Source organism: Pseudomonas sp. CCC3.1 (assembly GCF_034347405.1).
GTDB lineage: Bacteria > Pseudomonadota > Gammaproteobacteria > Pseudomonadales > Pseudomonadaceae > Aquipseudomonas.
In genome coordinates this window covers 3692338-3711300 of sequence record NZ_CP133778.1, presented here as the reverse complement: position 1 = coordinate 3711300, position 18963 = coordinate 3692338, and the positions used below count along the sequence as shown (strand labels likewise).

At 58.4% G+C, this 18963-nt stretch carries 16 protein-coding genes; 5 read left to right on the top strand and 11 right to left on the bottom strand.

Annotated features, from left to right (window positions below):
* Position 1: 1 nt before the first annotated feature.
* The 6 genes from ccoO (RHM56_RS16200) to ccoN (RHM56_RS16175) all read right to left on the bottom strand — a co-directional run bounded on the left by ccoO (RHM56_RS16200) (position 2) and on the right by ccoN (RHM56_RS16175) (position 5726).
* Entirely contained in the window at positions 2-610 is a 609-nt protein-coding gene (ccoO, locus tag RHM56_RS16200) for a cytochrome-c oxidase, cbb3-type subunit II (protein WP_416194918.1), read from the bottom strand.
* A gap of 2 nt (positions 611-612) precedes the next feature.
* Positions 613-2055 carry a cytochrome-c oxidase, cbb3-type subunit I gene (ccoN, locus tag RHM56_RS16195; RefSeq protein ID WP_322233881.1) on the bottom strand — a complete coding sequence of 481 codons (1443 nt, stop codon included), beginning with the start codon at positions 2053-2055 and terminating at the stop codon, positions 613-615.
* A 486-nt stretch (positions 2056-2541) separates the two neighbouring features.
* Positions 2542-3480 carry a cytochrome-c oxidase, cbb3-type subunit III gene (gene ccoP / locus RHM56_RS16190; RefSeq protein WP_322233878.1) on the bottom strand — a complete coding sequence of 313 codons (939 nt, stop codon included), beginning with the start codon at positions 3478-3480 and terminating at the stop codon, positions 2542-2544.
* Positions 3473-3667 carry a cbb3-type cytochrome c oxidase subunit 3 gene (locus tag RHM56_RS16185; protein ID WP_322233876.1) on the bottom strand — a complete coding sequence of 65 codons (195 nt, stop codon included), beginning with the start codon at positions 3665-3667 and terminating at the stop codon, positions 3473-3475. Before RHM56_RS16185 ends, ccoP begins: the two co-directional genes overlap by 8 nt.
* Positions 3668-3682: 15 nt before the next feature.
* Positions 3683-4291: a cytochrome-c oxidase, cbb3-type subunit II gene (gene ccoO / locus RHM56_RS16180; protein WP_322233874.1), complete on the bottom strand. Its 609-nt coding sequence runs from the start codon at positions 4289-4291 to the stop codon at positions 3683-3685.
* 10 nt (positions 4292-4301) lie between these two features.
* On the bottom strand, positions 4302-5726 hold the full coding sequence (gene ccoN, locus RHM56_RS16175) for a cytochrome-c oxidase, cbb3-type subunit I (protein ID WP_322233870.1): 1425 nt from the start codon (positions 5724-5726) through the stop codon (positions 4302-4304).
* A 72-nt stretch (positions 5727-5798) separates the two neighbouring features.
* On the opposite strand from ccoN (RHM56_RS16175), the gene RHM56_RS16170 reads away from it, so the two are divergent.
* Positions 5799-6476: an alpha/beta family hydrolase gene (locus RHM56_RS16170; RefSeq protein ID WP_322233866.1), complete on the top strand. Its 678-nt coding sequence runs from the start codon at positions 5799-5801 to the stop codon at positions 6474-6476.
* Positions 6477-6569: 93 nt separating this feature from the next.
* Here the strand turns inward: RHM56_RS16170 and RHM56_RS16165 are convergent, their stop codons facing one another.
* The 3 genes from RHM56_RS16165 to acnA all read right to left on the bottom strand — a co-directional run bounded on the left by RHM56_RS16165 (position 6570) and on the right by acnA (position 11957).
* Entirely contained in the window at positions 6570-8135 is a 1566-nt protein-coding gene (locus RHM56_RS16165; protein ID WP_322233863.1) for a PAS domain-containing methyl-accepting chemotaxis protein, read from the bottom strand.
* Between the two features lie 112 nt (positions 8136-8247).
* The gene (locus tag RHM56_RS16160; protein WP_322233860.1) at positions 8248-9039 is read right to left on the bottom strand and encodes a type II CAAX endopeptidase family protein; all 792 of its coding nucleotides are present in this window, start codon (positions 9037-9039) and stop codon (positions 8248-8250) included.
* Between the two features lie 176 nt (positions 9040-9215).
* The gene (gene acnA / locus RHM56_RS16155; protein WP_322233857.1) at positions 9216-11957 is read right to left on the bottom strand and encodes an aconitate hydratase AcnA; all 2742 of its coding nucleotides are present in this window, start codon (positions 11955-11957) and stop codon (positions 9216-9218) included.
* Positions 11958-12439: 482 nt separating this feature from the next.
* Here acnA and rlmM point away from each other — a divergent pair, with 482 nt between their 5' ends.
* Positions 12440-13516: a 23S rRNA (cytidine(2498)-2'-O)-methyltransferase RlmM gene (rlmM, locus tag RHM56_RS16150; RefSeq protein ID WP_322233854.1), complete on the top strand. Its 1077-nt coding sequence runs from the start codon at positions 12440-12442 to the stop codon at positions 13514-13516.
* Positions 13517-13530: 14 nt separating this feature from the next.
* Positions 13531-13779 (top strand): sulfurtransferase TusA, encoded by a 249-nt coding sequence (tusA, locus tag RHM56_RS16145; RefSeq protein ID WP_322233852.1) that lies wholly within the window; start codon positions 13531-13533, stop codon positions 13777-13779.
* A 106-nt stretch (positions 13780-13885) separates the two neighbouring features.
* Here tusA and RHM56_RS16140 read toward each other — a convergent pair whose 3' ends face one another.
* Complete coding sequence (locus RHM56_RS16140) at positions 13886-15286, bottom strand: MATE family efflux transporter (RefSeq protein ID WP_322233849.1); 1401 nt, start codon at positions 15284-15286, stop codon at positions 13886-13888.
* A gap of 185 nt (positions 15287-15471) precedes the next feature.
* Between RHM56_RS16140 and pdxB the strand changes: the two genes are divergently transcribed.
* Complete coding sequence (pdxB, locus tag RHM56_RS16135; RefSeq protein ID WP_322233846.1) at positions 15472-16614, top strand: 4-phosphoerythronate dehydrogenase PdxB; 1143 nt, start codon at positions 15472-15474, stop codon at positions 16612-16614.
* Positions 16615-16721: 107 nt separating this feature from the next.
* Here the strand turns inward: pdxB and RHM56_RS16130 are convergent, their stop codons facing one another.
* Entirely contained in the window at positions 16722-16895 is a 174-nt protein-coding gene (locus tag RHM56_RS16130; RefSeq protein ID WP_322233844.1) for a PA1571 family protein, read from the bottom strand.
* Positions 16896-17148: 253 nt separating this feature from the next.
* On the opposite strand from RHM56_RS16130, the gene RHM56_RS16125 reads away from it, so the two are divergent.
* On the top strand, positions 17149-18915 hold the full coding sequence (locus tag RHM56_RS16125) for an ABC transporter transmembrane domain-containing protein (RefSeq protein ID WP_322233841.1): 1767 nt from the start codon (positions 17149-17151) through the stop codon (positions 18913-18915).
* Positions 18916-18963: the final 48 nt, after the last annotated feature.

Genomic DNA, 18963 nt, shown 5'->3' with positions numbered 1-18963 from the left:
ATCACCGTTTGCTTTTGATGAGGGTGCCCAAGCCCTGGAGGTAAGCCACCAGTGCGTCCATTTCGGTTTTGCCCTTCACTGCATCCTTGGCACCGGCGATGTCTGCATCGGTGTAAGGAACGCCCAGTGTGCGCAAGACTTCCATTTTTTTAGCCGTGTCTTTGCCGTCCAGTTTTCGTTCTACGAGAAACGGGTAAGCCGGCATGATCGACTCAGGCACCACGTTGCGCGGGTTGTACAAGTGCGCACGTTGCCAGTCATCAGAGTAACGACCGCCCACGCGTGCCAGGTCCGGCCCGGTACGCTTGGAACCCCACAGAAACGGGTGATCCCAGACGCTTTCACCGGCGACCGAGTAGTGCCCGTAACGTTCGGTTTCGGCGCGGAACGGGCGGATCATTTGCGAGTGGCAGCCCACGCAGCCATTGGCGATGTAAATATCGCGGCCTTCGAGTTCCAGCGCACTGCGCGGCTTCATGCCCTCAACCGGGGTATTGGTCACGTCCTGAAAGAACAGCGGAACGATTTGCGTCAGGCCGCCGATGCTCACAGCGATGACCATGAAGAAGGCCATGAGGCCAATATTCTTCTCGATAGTGTCGTGCTTAATCATCAGTGGGCTCCCACTACCGCGATCTTGCTCGCGGCTTCAGCTTCAACCGGGTTCGAGGCGCGTACTGTGCGGAATACGTTGTAGGCCATGAACAGCATGCCGCTGGCGAAAATAGCCCCGCCGAGGGCGCGGACGATAAAGCCAGGGTGGCTGGCTTGCAGTGCTTCGACGAACGAGTAAGTCAGGGTGCCGTCGTCGTTGATCGCGCGCCACATCAGGCCCTGAGTGATGCCGTTGACCCACATCGAGGCGATGTAAAGCACAGTGCCGATGGTCGCCAGCCAGAAATGCACGTTGATCAGACGGGTGCTGTACATCTGCTTTTGGCCGTAGATTTTCGGGATCATGTGGTACATGGCGCCAATCGAAATCATCGCGACCCAACCCAGCGCCCCGGCGTGTACGTGGCCGATGGTCCAGTCGGTGTAGTGCGACAGCGCGTTGACGGTCTTGATGGCCATCATCGGACCTTCGAAGGTCGACATGCCATAGAACGCCAACGACACCACCAGGAAGCGCAGGATCGGGTCGGTGCGCAACTTATGCCAGGCGCCCGACAGCGTCATCATGCCGTTGATCATGCCGCCCCAACTTGGCGCCAGCAGAATGATCGACATGGCCATGCCCAATGACTGCGCCCAGTCCGGCAGTGCGGTGTAGTGCAAGTGGTGCGGACCTGCCCAGATGTACAGGGTGATCAGCGCCCAGAAGTGCACGATAGACAAGCGATACGAGTAAATCGGGCGCTCAGCCTGCTTGGGCACGAAGTAATACATCATGCCCAGGAAGCCGGTTGTCAGGAAAAACCCTACCGCGTTGTGCCCGTACCACCACTGAATCATGGCATCCGTCGCACCCGCGTACGCCGAGTAAGACTTGAAAAAGCTCACTGGCAGGGACGCGTGGTTGACGATGTGCAGCATGGCCGTCACCACAATAAACGCGCCGTAGAACCAGTTGCCCACATAGATGTGCTTGGTTTTACGCCGGGTAATGGTGCCGAAGAACACGATGCCGTAAACCACCCAGACGATGGCCAGCAGGATGGCCAGCGGCCATTCCAGTTCTGCGTATTCTTTGGTGGTGGTGTAACCCAGCGGCAAGGTGATGATTGCGCCAACGATCACCGCCTGCCAGCCCCAGAAACTAAACGAGGCCAGGGTGTCGGAAATCAATCGGGTTTGGCAGGTGCGTTGCACCACGTAGTAAGAGGTGCCAAACAATGCGCAGCCGCCGAAGGCGAAAATCACAAGGTTGGTGTGTAAGGGGCGCAGACGGCCAAAGGTCGTCCATTCAAGGCCAAGGTTCAGTTCGGGCCACACCAGTTGCGACGCGATAAAAACCCCGAGTCCCATGCCAAGGATCCCCCAGACCACCGTCATGATGGCGAACTGGCGGACGACCTTATAGTTATAAGCAGTCGGACTGATTGCTGTGCTCATTCTAAGGTTCCACGGTTTTATATTTTATTAGGAGTAAAAAGCGGTCGTGAGTATGGGTAATGTGCCGGGCTATTGCAACGCAGCTTGACCTGGGTCAATGCGTTGCAGCGCTTATTCTGCGGCCTTTCCATGTGTTGTGTGGGGTCAAAATGGCCGTGAAAAAACACCGCGCGCAAGGGAATGGCGAACGGGCTGGGCGAGGCGAATCTGAGGGAGAAAGTAAAAGAGGCGAGAAGGAATGTCCAGCGATTGTTCACATAGATGTATACAACTTTTCAAGAAATCCAAGACGATGATCCGGCTTATTCGGCCGATGCCAGTCAGTGAAGCGCACTCCGTTTCAGAGAGTGCAAAAAAATGTGGGAGCCTGACGTGCCAGCGATGCAGGCGATGCGGTCTGTTGTCAGATCGCGTCGCCTGCATCGCTGGCAAGCCAGACTCCCACAGAGGACAAGCGTCGTGTCGTTTAACTAACGGGCATTACGATTACTCGGCGGTTTTTTCCTCTTGATTGCCGTGCGACAAGCTGAAGACGTAGGCGGCCACCAATTGCACCTTATCGTTACCCAGCAACTCGTTTTGCGCTGGCATATGGCCTTGGCGACCATGACGAATGGTTTGCTGCAATTGCGCCAGGCTGGTGCCGTAAATAAAGGCCGCCGGTGCCGTCAGGTCTGGCGCGCCCATCAGCGGGTTGCCTTTGCCGTTTGCGCCGTGACACGCCACACAGGTGGTGTCGTACGCTTGCTTGCCCGCGTCCAGATTGAACGTCGTGCCCTGCGGCAGAGGCAGGCCTGCCAGGCTATGACGCACATAGGCCGAGACGTTTTTCACCCCGTCCTCACCCAGCACCTCACCCCAGGCGGGCATCATCGCAATGCGCCCCCCCATGATCGTGGCTTTAATGGTGTCGGCATCACCGCCCCAGCGCCAAGAAGCGTCAGCGAGGTTCGGAAAGCCGAACGCGCCCTTGGCATCCGAGCCGTGGCACACCGAGCAGTTGGAGGCGAACAGGCGGCCGCCCATTTTCAGGGCCGCCGGATCTTGCGCAACTTGCTCGACCGGCATGGCGGCATACTTGGCGAAAATCGGGCCGAACCGGGCATCAGCCTTGTCCATTTCCTTTTCCCACTCGTGGGCGCCGGTCCAGCCATCTTCGTAACCCGGCAGCAGGCCTTTCCAGTTGCCCAGGCCCGGGTAGAGGATCAAGTAGCCGACCCCAAATACCAGCGTGCCGATGAACAACATGAACCACCAGCGCGGCAGCGGGTTGTCGTACTCCTCGATGCCATCGAAGCTGTGCCCCATGGTTTCGACGGTTTCGCTTTTTTTCTCGCCCTTGCGCGTACCGAACAGCAGCCAGGTCAGGCCGATCAACGTGCCAATGGTCAGCACGCTGACGTAGATACTCCAGAACTCAGACATGTTTGTTACTCCTGGACGCTTGCGCTTGCTCGACGTGTTTTATGGCCTCTGGATCGTCCTTGAATGGCAGTAAGGTCGCGTCTTCGAACTCCGACTTGCGCCGTGGGCTGAACACCCACAGCGCCAGACCGATAAAAGCCACTGCAACCACCACAGTGCCCAGCCCGCGAATCATTCCACTACTCATCTCAAACACCATGGCTCACCTCTTGCTCTTGATGGCAGTGCCGAGCACTTGCAGGTAGGCCACCAGCGCGTCCATTTCGGTTTTACCCTTGACTGACTGCTTGGCATTGGCGATGTCTTCATCGGTGTATGGCACGCCGAGGGTGCGCATCACTTCGAGTTTTTTCGCGGTATGGCTGCTATCCACCGGTGTTGAAACCAACCACGGGTAGGCGGGCATTTTGGACTCGGGCACGACGTTGCGCGGGTTGTACAAGTGCGCGCGGTGCCAGTCATCCGAGTAGCGGCTGCCAACGCGTGCCAGGTCTGGCCCGGTACGCTTGGAACCCCACAGAAACGGGTGATCCCACACGCTTTCACCGGCCACCGAATAGTGGCCATAACGCTCGGTTTCGGCGCGGAACGGACGGATCATCTGCGAGTGGCAGCCCACGCAACCTTCGCGGATGTAAACGTCGCGGCCTTCCAGTTGCAGCGCGGTGTAAGGCTTCATGCCTTCGACGGGGGTGTTGGTCACGTCCTCGAAAAACAGCGGCACGATCTGTGTCAGGCCGCCGACACTCACGCACAGAATCATCAGCAACAGCATGAGGCCGATATTTTTTTCAATAATCTCGTGTTTCATGGCGAACTCCTTAAGCCATCTGCGCGGCGGCTACAACGTCGGCGGGCTCGGCATTACGCACGGTGCGCCAAGTGTTGTAAGCCATCAGGAACATGCCACTCAGGAAAATCGCCCCGCCGATCAGTCGCACCACATAGCCCGGATGGCTGGCCACCAGGGTTTCGACGAAGGAGTACGTCAGCGTGCCGTCTTCGTTGACTGCGCGCCACATCAGGCCTTGAGCGATGCCGTTGACCCACATCGACGCGATGTAAAGCACGGTGCCGATAGTGGCCAGCCAGAAGTGCGCGTTGATCAGGCCGGTGCTGTACATCTGCGGGCGACCGAACACTTTGGGAATCATGTGATACAGCGCGCCGATCGAAATCATCGCCACCCAGCCCAGAGCCCCGGCGTGTACGTGGCCGATGGTCCAGTCGGTGTAGTGGGAGAGGGCGTTGACGGTCTTGATGGCCATCATCGGGCCTTCGAACGTCGACATGCCGTAGAACGCCAGGGAGACCACGAGGAAGCGCAGGATCGGGTCGCTGCGCAACTTATGCCAAGCGCCCGAGAGCGTCATCATGCCGTTGATCATGCCGCCCCAGCTCGGTGCCAGCAGAATCAGCGACATCACCATGCCCAGCGACTGGGCCCAGTCCGGCAGCGCGGTGTAGTGCAAATGGTGCGGACCGGCCCAGATGTACAGGGTGATCAGCGCCCAGAAGTGCACGATAGACAGGCGATAGGAATAGATCGGGCGTTCGGCCTGTTTCGGCACGAAGTAATACATCATCCCCAAAAAGCCCGCTGTCAGGAAAAAGCCCACGGCGTTGTGGCCGTACCACCACTGCACCATGGCGTCAGTTGCGCCACCGTAGAGTGAGTAGGACTTGGTGAGGCTGACCGGAATTTCCAGGTTGTTAACGATGTGCAAAATGGCCACGGTCACGATAAACGCGCCGAAGAACCAGTTGCCCACGTAAATGTGCTTGGTCTTGCGCTTCATGATCGTGCCGAAGAACACGATGGCGTAAGCGACCCAGACGATGGTGATCAAAATATCGATCGGCCATTCAAGCTCTGCGTATTCCTTGGAGCTGGTGTAGCCCAGCGGCAAGCTGATCGCAGCCAGCAGAATGACCAATTGCCAGCCCCAAAAGGTGAACGCGGCGATTTTGGGTGCAAACAGCGTGGTCTGACAGGTGCGTTGCACCGAGTAGAACGAGGACGCAAAAAGTGCGCAACCGCCAAAGGCGAAAATCACTGCGTTGGTGTGCAATGGGCGCAGACGCCCGAAACTGGTCCAAGGCAAATCGAAGTTAAGTTCAGGCCAGACCAACTGCGCGGCGAGAAAAACGCCGAGCCCCATACCGACGATGCCCCAAACCACCGTCATAATGGCAAATTGGCGGACCACCTTGTAGTTGTAGGCGGTACTTGTAGAAGTGTTCATGGTTCCCCATCCACGGATCAGGCGAGTTCAACGCACGCCTGGAGTTATAGGCAGACTAAAAGCGAGGCAAGCATGGGCGTAGGCGGCAAAGTGGGTATTGACGAGGATCAATGGGCGCAGTGCGTGCAGGCACGGGGCTGGTTGTGGAACGCTGCGCAAACGCCTTCAGCGTCGACCTTGATCCTGGCGCACGGCGCGGGGGCGCCGATGGACAGCGACTGGATGACCGGCATGGCCGAACGCCTTGCTGCACACGGGATCAACGTGCTGCGCTTCGAGTTCCCGTACATGGCGCAACGGCGTCGAGAAGGTGGCAAAAGGCCGCCTAATCCACAGGCCAAATTGCTCGAATCCTGGCGCGAGGTTTACAGCGAGGTGCGACGGCATGTCGCTGGGCCATTGGCCATTGGTGGCAAGTCCATGGGGGGGCGCATGGCCAGCCTGGTGGCGGATGAGTTGGAAGTGGATCGATTGGTGTGTCTGGGCTACCCGTTCTATGCCGTCGGCAAGCCGGAAAAACCTCGGGTCGTGCACCTGGCCGAGCTAAAGACACCGACCCTGATCGTGCAAGGCGAGCGTGATGCGCTGGGCAATCGCGAGGCCGTACAAGGCTACACGCTGGCGCCGAGCATTGAAGTGTTCTGGTTGGCGGCGGGTGATCACGATTTGAAGCCGCTCAAAGCGTCGGGCTGCACCCATGAGCAGCATCTGGAGGCGGCGGCAGACAAAATCGCCAACTGCCTGAAATAAACCCCTTGTAGGAGCGAGCTTGCCTCGCGATCTTTTTAAGATCAAAAGATCGCGAGGCAAGCTCGCTCCTACAGAGAAGTCACATGACCATCATTAGCGGTTAAACCGCTCCACCAGCGAATACTGGATATTCACGGTCTGCGCCAGTTCTTCGCTCAATCGCGCTGAATGCTGCGCCTGTTCAGAGGTTTGGTCGGCCAGGTCGGCAATGGTACTGATGTTGCGGCTGACTTCTTCAGCCACAGCACTTTGTTCTTCGGTGGCGGCGGCAATCTGGGTGGTCATGTCGGTGATGTTGGCCACCGCTTCACTGATCCCGACCAGTGCTGCGTCGGCTTCCAGTACCCGCGCCACACCTTCTTGCGCCTGGCGGTGCCCGGCGTTCATGGTCTGCACGGCAGTTGCTGCGGTCTGTTGCAGCTTGGCAATCAACGCATGAATCTGCCCTGTCGACAGGCTGGTGCGTTGCGCCAATTGGCGCACTTCATCTGCTACCACGGCAAAGCCACGGCCCATCTCGCCGGCTCGTGCGGCTTCAATTGCTGCGTTCAGCGCCAGCAGGTTGGTTTGATCAGCAATCCCTTTGATCACGTCGACCACGCCGCCGATCTCGTCGCTGTCCTTGGCCAGTTGAGTCACGGTGGTGCCGGTTTCACCCACGACCACCGACAAACGCTCAATGGCTTCTCGGGTTTCGCCTGCTATATCGCGACCACGGCTGGTCAGACGGTTGGCTTCTTGTGTGGCGTCCGCGGTGCGTTGCACGTGGCTGGCGACTTCTTGCGTGGTCGCGGCCATTTGATTGACCGCAGTGGCAACCTGCTCAGTCTCGACGCGCTGGCGCTCCAGCCCGCTGGAACTCTTGTGTGCCAGCGCATCCGATTGCCGGGCTTGCTCGCTCAGGTGCTCAGCGGTGTCTTGCAGACGGGTCAGGCAGGTTTTGAGGCGTGCTTCCTGGCTCAGGATGGACATTTCCAGACGTGCTTGCGGGCCTCGGCTGTCGGTGTACATCTGCGCAATCAGCGGGTCGGACGTGGTTTGCTCGGCCAGGCGCAGCAAGCGCTTGATCCCGCGTTGTTGCCAGGTCAGGCCGAGCAGCCCCAGCGGGATCGACAACAGGGCTGCCAAGGCAAAGCCCCAACTGGAGTTGAGCAGGGCGCCGATGATGAAACTCAGTTGGCTGACCAGAATAAACGGCAGCCAGTCTTGCAGCACCGGCAGCCATTTATCACGGCGCGGAACGGCGGGTTTACCGCGATTAAGCCGCAGGTACAGCGCCTCGGCACGGCGGATTTGCTCAGCGCTCGGCTTGACCCGCACCGATTCGTAACCCACCACTTGCTCGTTTTCAAACACCGGGGTGACGTAGGCATTGACCCAGTAATGGTCGCCGGACTTGCAGCGGTTTTTGACGATGCCCATCCACGGCATGCCCTTTTTCAGGGTGCCCCACATGTGTTCGAACACAGCGGGGGGGACATCCGGGTGGCGCACAAGATTGTGCGGTGCGCGTATCAGCTCATCGCGCGAGAACCCACTGATCTCGACAAAGGCGTCATTGCAGTAGGTGATCATGCCTTTGGCATCGGTCGTGGAAATCAACCGTTGTTGCGCGGGGAATGTGCGTTCGCGTTGAGTGATGGGCTGGTTGTTACGCATGTCGTTTCAATCCGCAAGACTTTGACAGGCTGTCGGCAGTGGGCGCGAATTGTTTAATTTATATTTCTGCAGCAACAGCGTGCATGAACGCTGTTGCAGCGATTGGGTGAGGTTAAAGCGCCAGCATGGGATAGGTAAAGAATGCCAAGTGCAGCACGTTCAAGCCAAAGTGCGTCGCGATCGCCGCACTTAGCCCGCCAAAGCGGTAGGCCAGGCCGTAGCAAAGCCCGGCAATGCCCGCCAATAGCACCCACTGCCAACCTGCGCCGATATGCGCCAGGCCGAACAACAGCGAGGCAAGCACCAAGGCCAGGGTTTGCCCGTACGGCAGTTGTTTGAAGCAGCGACTCAGCCCGCCCTGGAGATAGCCGCGAAACAGCGCTTCTTCGACCAGCGTCACCAGCAGCAGGTTATTCAATAGCCATATCCAGCCTTGGCTGGGCCACTTCGGCGCCCAGACAATGATGCCCAGCAACAGCGCGCCACCCAATGCAGCCATGGCGGCCAGTACCAGCCCCACTAACGTGGCGCCTACTGACGCTCGCCAGTTAAAGCGCGGCGCAACCCACGGGCAAACCAGCAGCAGCCAAAAGCCGATCAGAGGTTTGTCCAGATTCAGGTACATCGAAAAGGGCACGGCATCCGGGGTCAGGCGCTCGGGGCTGATGGCGCGGCCGTTGTGAAAACCGGGTAGCCAATGCAGGGCCAAGGCGAGGGCCAGCAACACAAACACCCCATGACCGGCGTAGCGTAGCCATGGGTGTCGGGTTTGATAGGCGCCAAGCCCGCTAACCACCAGGGCGGCCAAGGCAATAAAGGCTTGAACATCTAATTGGCCGTAGCTCAGGGCAATCCCGTAGCCGAGGGTTAATAGGGCGAGATAAGGCCAGGGCAGGGCGATCATGCGGATCCTAGGGGGGAGATCAGGGCGCATGAGTATAACGATTCAGCGTGAAGCAGATGGGTGAACATAGACGTGTGGGAGCCTGGCTTACCAGCGATGCAAGCGATGCGGTTTTTCTGTTAAACCGCATCCTTTGCATCGCGAGCAAGCCCGCTCCCACAGGGGGTTAATGGCGGCTACGAAGCAATCAACTGACGCAGTACGTAGTGCAAGATCCCGCCTGCCTTGAAGTATTCCACTTCGTTCAGGGTATCGATCCGGCACAGCACGTCGACTTTTTCCTGCTGGCCATTTTCACGGGTGATTACCAGTGTCAGGTTCATGCGAGGTTCAAGTTCGGCGCCGGTCAGCCCAAGAATATCGAGGGTTTCCTTGCCGGTCAGTTTCAGGCTCTTGCGGTTCTGGTCCAGCTTGAACTGCAAGGGCAATACGCCCATGCCGACCAGGTTAGAACGGTGGATGCGCTCAAAACTCTCGGCAATCACCGCTTTGACCCCCAGCAGATTGGTGCCCTTGGCAGCCCAGTCACGGCTGGAGCCTGTGCCGTATTCTTGACCGGCAATCACCACCAGCGGCGTGCCGGAAGCCTGATAACGCATGGCGGCATCGTAGATCGGCAGTTTCTCGCCAGTCGGGATGTAAATCGTATTGCCGCCTTCTTCGCCGCCGAGCATTTCATTGCGAATGCGGATGTTGGCGAATGTGCCGCGCATCATTACTTCGTGGTTGCCGCGTCGTGAACCATACGAGTTGAAGTCACGCGGCTCGACGCCTTTCTCGCGCAAGTAACGACCGGCCGGGCTGTCGGCCTTGATGTTGCCCGCAGGGGAGATGTGGTCGGTGGTCACCGAATCACCCAGCAGCGCCAAAATGTTTGCGCGTTTGACGTCTTCAATCACCGGCAATGGGCCGCTAATCTCATCAAAGAACGGCGGGTGCTGGATGTACGTGGAGTCTGGCTGCCAGACATAAGTGGCCGCCTGTGGGACTTCAATGGCTTGCCATTGTTCGTCACCGGCAAAGACCTCGGCGTACTCCTTGTGGAACATGCCGGTACTGACCTGCGCCACCGCGTCGGCGATTTCTTTTTGGCTGGGCCATATATCACGCAAGTAAACCGGTTTGCCGTCTGTGCCCACGCCCAACGGCTCACTGCTGATGTCGATGCGCACCGTGCCCGCCAAGGCATAAGCGACCACCAGTGGCGGCGAGGCCAGCCAGTTGGTTTTGACCAGCGGGTGCACACGGCCTTCAAAGTTTCGGTTGCCCGACAACACCGAGGCCACGGTCAGGTCGGACTGGGTGATGGCTTTTTCAATCGGCTCGGGCAATGGCCCGGAGTTGCCAATGCAGGTGGTGCAGCCATAACCGACCAGGGCAAAACCCAGTTGGTCGAGGTACGGCGTGAGGCCTGCCGCCTTGTAGTAATCGGTCACCACCTTGGAGCCGGGGGCCAGCGAGGTTTTGACCCACGGCTGGCGTTTAAGGCCTTTTTCGACCGCTTTTTTCGCCACCAGCCCGGCCGCCATCATCACGCTCGGGTTAGAAGTGTTGGTGCACGAGGTAATCGCGGCAATCACCACGGCACCGTTTTTCAGGTGATAGGTGTGCCCTTCATAGGTGTATTGCGCCTCGCCGACCAAGTCGGCATTGCCCACGGCCACGCCACCACCGCCTTCGCTTTCCAGGCGGCCTTCTTCTTTATTGGCGGGTTTAAATTGCAGGCTCAAAAAGTCGCTGAAAGCCTGTGCAACATTGGGCAGCGCCACCCGATCTTGCGGGCGTTTCGGCCCTGCCAGGCTGGCTTCGACTGTGCCCATGTCGAGTGCCAGGATTTCAGTAAAGATCGGCTCCTGCCCGGCTTCACGCCACAGGCCCTGAGCCTTGCAGTAAGCCTCTACCAGTTTGACCGTGGCGTCGGGGCGCCCGGACAGGCGCAGGTAATCAAGGGTGATGTCATCCACCGGGAAAAACCCGCACGTGGCGCCATACTCAGGGGCCATGTTGGCAATCGTCGCGCGGTCGGCCAGCGGTAAATCAGCCAGGCCGTCGCCATAAAACTCAACAAACTTGCCCACAACGCCTTTGCTGCGCAGCATTTGTGTGACTGTCAGCACCAAGTCGGTCGCAGTGATGCCTTCTTTGAGCTTGCCACTGAGCTTGAAACCCACCACTTCGGGGATCAGCATCGACACGGGTTGGCCGAGCATCGCGGCTTCGGCCTCGATACCGCCGACGCCCCAGCCCAGAACGCCGAGGCCGTTAATCATGGTGGTGTGCGAGTCGGTGCCCACCAGCGTGTCCGGGAACGCATACGTGCGGCCGTCTTCGTCTTTGGTCCAGACCGTACGGCCCAGATACTCCAGATTCACCTGATGGCAAATCCCGGTGCCGGGCGGCACCACACTGAAGTTATCGAACGCATCCTGGCCCCAGCGCAAAAACGCATAGCGTTCACCGTTGCGTTCCATTTCGATGTCGACGTTCTGTTCAAAAGCACTGGCGCTGGCGAACGTGTCGACCATCACTGAGTGGTCAATGACCAGGTCCACCGGCGACAACGGGTTGATGCGCTGTGGATCGCCACCCGCCTTGGCCATTGCGGCGCGCATGGCGGCGAGGTCGACCACCGCCGGTACCCCGGTAAAGTCTTGCATCAACACGCGGGCCGGTCTGTACTGGATTTCCCGGTCGCTGCGCCGCTCTTTGAGCCAGGCGGCGAGGGCTTTAAGGTCGGGTTCGGTGACGGTTTTGCCATCCTCCCAGCGCAACAGGTTTTCCAGCAGCACTTTGAGCGACATCGGCAATTGGCTCAAATCGCCCAGGGTCTTGGCGGCGAGCGGCAGGCTGAAGTAGTGATAAGTCTTATCGGCGACTTTTAGTGTGGCGAGGGAGTTCAGGCTATCGAGGGAGGACATGAAATGACTCCTTTTGATCCGCACGGCACGGATCGTGTGATACGAGCAGAGCTACTAACCTAGCCCTGATTCAATGATCTGGCTAATAACTGGACTGTCTATGCGGGTTCAAGGTTCCGAACTCAGTTATCATGCCCGCCTTTTCGTGACAGTCCTTGCGTTAGGGTCTGTTGACGTTTCGTTGTAAGCCGCGTCGCTGGGTCAAATTTAGCCAGGCAAGGCGCAGGGCGAAGGGAATGGTTGTTCCCTTCTCAAGCCCTGTAACGCAGTCTGGCTAAATTTGACACGCGACCCGAAGGGACGATAGCCCACGTGGCGCAGGGCGGTGTTGCTCGCAGTTTATTTGGAACAACCAAACTACACTGCTCGCGCCTTGCCCTGCGCCACGTGGGCTATCGTCGCGGCCACAACGAAACGTCAACAGACCCTTGAGCAAGGTTGCGCAGCCAGCTAATTTCCGCTTGCTGCCCAGGAGTAATTCAATGAACACCGTTTTTATGCATTGCCGTCCCGGTTTCGAAGGCGAAGTCTGCTCGGAAATCGCTGAGCATGCCGCCCGCCTCAATGTGTCCGGGTACGCCAAGGCCAAGCCGAGCACCGCCTGCGCCGAGTTTGTGTGCACCGAAGAAGGCGGCGCCGAGCGTCTTATGAAGGGGTTGCGCTTTGCCGAGCTGATTTTCCCGCGCCAATGGGCACGCGGCAGCTTCGTCGATTTGCCGGAAACCGACCGTATCAGCGTCATCCTTGAACACATGGCTGACTTCCCGGTGTGCGGCAGTGTGTGGCTGGAAGTGGTCGACACCAACGACGGCAAAGAACTGTCCAACTTCTGCAAGAAGTTCGAAGGGCATCTGCGCAAGGCCTTGCTCAAGGCGGGCAAGCTGGTCGAAGACGCCGATCACAAGCCGCGCTTGCTGCTGACGTTCAAAAGTGGCCGCGAAGTGTTTCTGGGGCTGGCAGAGTCCAATAACTCCGCTATGTGGCCAATGGGCATCCCGCGCCTCAAGTTCCCGCGTGAAGCACCGAGCCGTTCGACCCTGAAGCTGGAAGAAGCCTGGCACCACTTTATCCCTCGCGATCAGTGGGACGAGCGCCTGCACAGTGACATGACCGGCGTTGACCTGGGTGCCGCCCCCGGTGGCTGGACTTGGCAACTGGTCAATCGCGGCATGATTGTGACCGCCATCGACAACGGTCCAATGGCTGAAAGCCTGATGGACACCGGCCTGGTGCAGCACTTGATGGCCGATGGCTTTACCTTCAAGCCCAAGCAGCCGGTGGACTGGATGGTTTGCGACATCGTCGAGAAGCCGGCGCGTAACGCGGCCATGCTCGAAGAGTGGATCGGTGAGGGGCATTGCCGTGAGGCGGTGGTCAACTTGAAGTTGCCGATGAAACAACGCTACGCCGAAGTGCGTCGCCTGCTGGACCGTATTGCCGACGGCTTCAAGGTGCGCGGCATTCAGGTGGAGATTGGCTGCAAGCAGCTGTACCACGACCGCGAAGAAGTCACCTGCCATTTGCGTCGATTGGACGTTAAAAAACCCAAATCTCGTTGATTCAGGAGTCTCTGATGAACGCTGTTGATCTGCCGCTTGACGGCATTCTGGATGCCACAGGCCTGAACTGCCCGGAGCCGGTGATGATGTTGCATCAACACATTCGCGACTTGGCGCCGGGAGGCTTGCTGAAAGTCATCGCCACCGATCCGTCGACCCGCCGCGACATCCCCAAATTCTGTGTGTTTCTGGACCACGAACTGGTCGGCCAGGCAGAAGAAGCGGGCACGTACCTGTACTGGATACGCAAAAAGCAGGACTGATCCTGCAAACTTCGCCGGGATCTTGTAGGTGCAGTTGATCGACGCTCGATTGCCTCGCGATCTTTTAAACGATTAAAAGATCGCGAGGCAAGCTCGCTCCTACGTGTTAAATGGCGCGGCGAATATGTTTCTTCACGCTGCGAATCAAGCGCACCGCCAGCATCAGCGCCGCACAGGTCAGACCCGCGATCAACCCTTGCCACAGCCCGCTCGGGCCACTGGCTTTACCGAACCAGTCGGTCAACCCCAGCGCATACCCCACCGGCAACCCGACGCCCCAATAAGCGAACAGCGTCAGGATCATCGTCACCCGCGTGTCCTGATAGCCGCGCAGAGCGCCTGCTGCGGTCACTTGAATCACATCCGAAAACTGATACAGCGCGGCAAACATCAACAGCATGGTTGCCACTTCAATCACGCTCGGATCGGCGGTGTACACCGTGGCAATCGGCCCGCGCAGCGCGTAAATAAGGCTCGCCGAAATACACGCCCAGACCAGCGCAGTGCCCATGCCAACGCCTGCAACAAACCGCGCTTCACGTGGTTGCTGGCGGCCCAGCGCCTGGCCGACACGCACAGTAATCGCCATGCCTAGCGAATACGGGATCATAAACACCAGCGAGCTGAAGTTAAGGGCAATCTGATGGCCCGCGACCACCGTGGCGCCCAGGCTGCCGATCAACAATGCAATCACTGCAAAAATGCTCGACTCGGCAAACACCGCCACACCCATGGGCACACCTACATTCAGCAGGCGCTTGATGATCGCCCACTTAGGCCATTCAAAATGGCTGTACACCCGGCTCGATTGGTAGATGGCCCCGCGAAAGGTCCAGACCACCATTCCCAGCGCCATAAACCACATCACAATCGCCGTGGCCCAGCCGCACCCCACGCCGCCCATGGCCGGCACGCCAAAATGGCCATAAATGAAGACGTAGTTGAGCGGGATGTTAAGCGCCAGGGCAGACAGGCCCAGGATCATGCTGGGCCGGGTCTTGCCCAGACCATCGCTGAAGCAGCGCAACACGCAGTACACCCCGACCGCGGGCATGCCGCTGGCAATGCCGTGCAAGTAGCCCATGCTCGGCTCGATCAAGTCCGGGTCGACCTTCATCAAGCGCAATAAGGGTTCAGCGCCGATCAATAACCCGGCGGCGCAAAGCCCGGTGAACAACGCCAGCCACAGGGCTTGGCGCACAATCGGGCCAATCTCGGGATGGGCATTGGCGCCAAAACGCTGGGCAACTTTAGGGGTAGTGGCCAGCAGAATGCCCGACATCAGCAAAAAAACCGGCACCCAAATCGAGTTGCCGAGTGCCACTGCGGCCAGGTCGCGAGGCCCGACCCGGCCTGCCATCACGGCATCAACAAAGCCCATCGCTGTGGTAGCGACCTGGGAAATGATGATGGGAAACGCCAGCGCCAATAGCGCTCGCACTTCGGCGCTAACCCGTGCTGGGCGGCTGATAGCCATAGAAGAAGAGGGTTGAGTCACAGAGTTCACAAGCGTGCATCCACAGTATTTAACGCGCAAAGCCGGCAATTGTACGCCTGACCAAGTGGTCAGCAAACGTTGAGTTGTCGCGGCGTTGTAAACGCGGTGTGTAGCCGATTTCACAAGATGCTACGCCTCGCTGGCTCATTGCGCTCTACAACGCCTACACTGCGATTCCGCGAAAGGAGCCTGCCATGTTGATTGTTGCTGATGAAAATATTCCGTTGATCGAAGCGTTCTTTGCAGAGTTCGGTGAAATACGCCGCTTGCCAGGGCGCCAGATCACCCGTGCCGACGTGCACGATGCGGATGTCTTGCTGGTGCGCTCGGTGACCAAAGTCGACCGTGACTTACTTGAAGGCAGTGCGGTGCGTTTTGTCGGCACCTGCACCATCGGCACCGATCACCTGGCCCTCGACTACTTTCAGCAACAAGGCATTCAGTGGTCCAGTGCGCCGGGCTGCAATGCTCGCGGTGTGGTCGACTACGTGCTCGGCAGCTTGCTGACATTGGCCGAGATCGAAGGCGTCGACCTGACTCAGCGCACTTACGGTGTGGTGGGGGCAGGTGAAGTGGGCGGTCGGCTGATCAGCGTTCTGCGTGGCCTGGGCTTTAACGTACTGGTCTGCGACCCGCCGCGTCAGGCGGTCGAAGGCGGTGATTACGTCAGCCTTGAGCAGATCCTCGAACGTTGCGACGTGATTAGCCTGCATACGCCTCTGGACAAGACAGGCGCTAGCCCGACCTGGCATTTGTTCGACCACCAGCGCTTGAATCAGCTCAACCACGGTACCTGGTTGATCAACGCCAGCCGGGGGCCGGTCATCGACAACAACGCCTTGCGCGAGGTGCTGACCCAGCGCGAAGACCTGCAAGCGGTATTGGATGTGTGGGAAGCCGAGCCGCAAGTCGACGTCGAACTGGCTGATTTGTGCGTGCTGGCCACCCCGCACATCGCCGGATACAGCCTGGACGGCAAACAGCGCGGCACCGCGCAGATTTACCAGGCGTTGTGTGATTTTCTCGGTCAGGAGGCGCCTATCAAGCTCGCGGACTTGCTGCCCGCGCCCTGGCTGGCCAAGGTTGAACTGAGTGCGCAGAGTGATCCGGCTTGGGTTCTGGCGATGCTGTGTCGCGGTGTTTACGACCCGCGCCGCGATGATGCGGATTTTCGCCGTAGCCTGATCGGCAGTGTTCAAGAACAGAAACTGGCGTTCGATGCGTTGCGCAAAAACTATCCAGTGCGCCGCGAAGTCGAAGGGTTACAGGTGCATATCGAAGGCGAGTCAGTGGCTTTGAAGCAACTGGTCAAAGCCTTGGGTGGTGAGTTGGTGTAAATACGGGGCAGAAAGGTCGCCTTTAGGAGCGAGTTTGTCTCGCGATCTTTTGCTTTTAAAGATCAAAAGATCGCGAGACAAACTCGCTCCTACAGGCATTGTGAGGTTCAGTCCTTGCGAGCAGGTTTGACCAAACGCTGTTCCAGTTCATGACAGGCAGTCTGAATCATCTCTTCAGTGATGAGAATTTCCTTACCTTCGGCGTCGATAAATGCACACCCCAACGACGCCTGTGGCTGAGTGCGAATTACCGGTACTTCTTGAGCGTTGATTGGTTCCATGGCCTGTCTCCTCATCAAGGTGTAGCGCTACTTTAGATCCGTTAAATGACCAAGCTGTTACAACTTGGCGGCGACACCCAGTCCAACAGAAATACCCCGAAACTTCCAGTCTCACTTTAGAACATTAAGGCCTAGGTCTTGTGGCGCCCGGTCATATTCAAACCGAGTGAGAAAGGTTTACCGGTTTTATTCTGGGTTCGATGTACGCTATGCCTTGTTTTTGGCATTTGCCCTTGAGTGATTGACCTTCTGGATGCCCTCGATGCTTTCTTCCCGTCAACGCCGTGCCATTCGTCTGGCCGCCCATTTTGTAGCTCCTTATCGCTGGCAGGCCCTTGGCGCCTTGCTGGCCTTGATCGTCACGGCGGGTATCACGCTGTCGATGGGGCAGGGCATTCGCCTGCTGGTCGACAAAGGCTTCATGACCCAGTCGCCGCACATGCTCAACCAGTCCATTGGCTTGTTTTTGCTGTTGGTGCTGGGGTTGTCGGTGGGCACGTTTGTGCGTTTCTACCTAGTGTCCTGGATTGGCGAGCGCGTGGTGGCCGACATTCGCCGACAAGTGTTCAACCACTTGATCGGGCTGCATCCAGGGTTCTATGAAAACAACCGCAGCTCGGAAATCCAGTCGCGACTGACCACCGACACCACCTTGCTGCAATCGGTGATTGGCTCATCGCTGTCTTTGTTCTTGCGCAATAGCCTGATGGTGATCGGCGGCGTGGTGCTGCTGTTTATCACCAACCCCAAACTCACCAGCATTGTGGTGGTCGCCTTGCCATTGGTGCTGGCGCCGATTTTGATTTTCGGTCGTCGGGTGCGCAGCTTGTCCCGTCAAAGTCAGGACCGGATCGCCGATGTCGGCAGCTACGTCGCCGAAGCCCTGGGCCAGATCAAAACGGTTCAGGCTTACAACCACCAGCAGCAAGACCAGCAGCGCTTTGCGCAAACCGTTGAGGGCGCATTCGCCACAGCACGCAAGCGAATTCTGCAACGCTCATGGCTGATTACTCTGGTGATCTCGCTGGTGCTGGGCGCAGTAGGGGTCATGCTCTGGGTCGGCGGCATGGACGTCATCGCCGGGCGAATCTCCGGCGGGGAGCTGGCGGCGTTTGTGTTTTACAGCCTGGTGGTGGGCAGTGCCTTTGGCACCTTGAGTGAAGTGATTGGCGAACTGCAACAAGCGGCGGGCGCGGCTGAGCGAATTGCTGAGCTGCTGCAATCCAAAAGCCAGATCCAGGTGCCTGACAGCGGTGTGCAGGTGTTGCCGGAGCGGGTAGAAGGCAACTTGCAGCTCCAAGACCTGTATTTCTCTTACCCGTCGCGGCCTGAAAGCTACGCAATTTCCGGCCTTGATCTGACGATCAAAGCAGGCGAAACCCTGGCGTTGGTCGGGCCTTCAGGGGCAGGTAAATCGACATTGTTCGACTTGCTGCTGCGTTTTTATGACCCTCAGCAAGGCCAGATCCTGCTGGAAGGTCACCCGATCAAACAGCTTGATCCGCATGACCTGCGGCGCTGTTTTGCCTTGGTCTCGCAAACGCCGGCGCTGTTTTTCGGCTCAGTCGAAGACAACATTCGCTATGGCAATGCCCAGGCGACTGACGCTCAGGTCGAAGCAGCGGCGCGCATTGCGCATGCCCATGACTTTATTTTGCAAATGCCCGATGGCTATAAAACTCACCTGGGGGATGGCGGGCAGGGCTTGTCCGGCGGTCAACGCCAGCGCTTGGCGATTGCCCGGGCGTTATTAGTCGATGCGCCGATCTTGTTACTGGACGAAGCCACCAGCGCCCTCGATGCGCAAAGTGAACACTTGATCCAGCAAGCCTTGCCAAGCCTGATGCAAGGCCGCACCACGCTGGTCATCGCCCATCGTTTGGCGACGGTCCAGAATGCGGATCGCATTGCCGTGATGGATCAGGGCAAGCTGGTTGCGATTGGCACCCACGCGCAGTTAATCGCCAGCAACCCGCTGTATGCGCGGTTGGCAGCGTTGCAATTCAATACGGCGGGGTAAAACCCTGTATGAGCGAGCTTGTCTCGCGATCTTTTGAGCGTTTAAAAG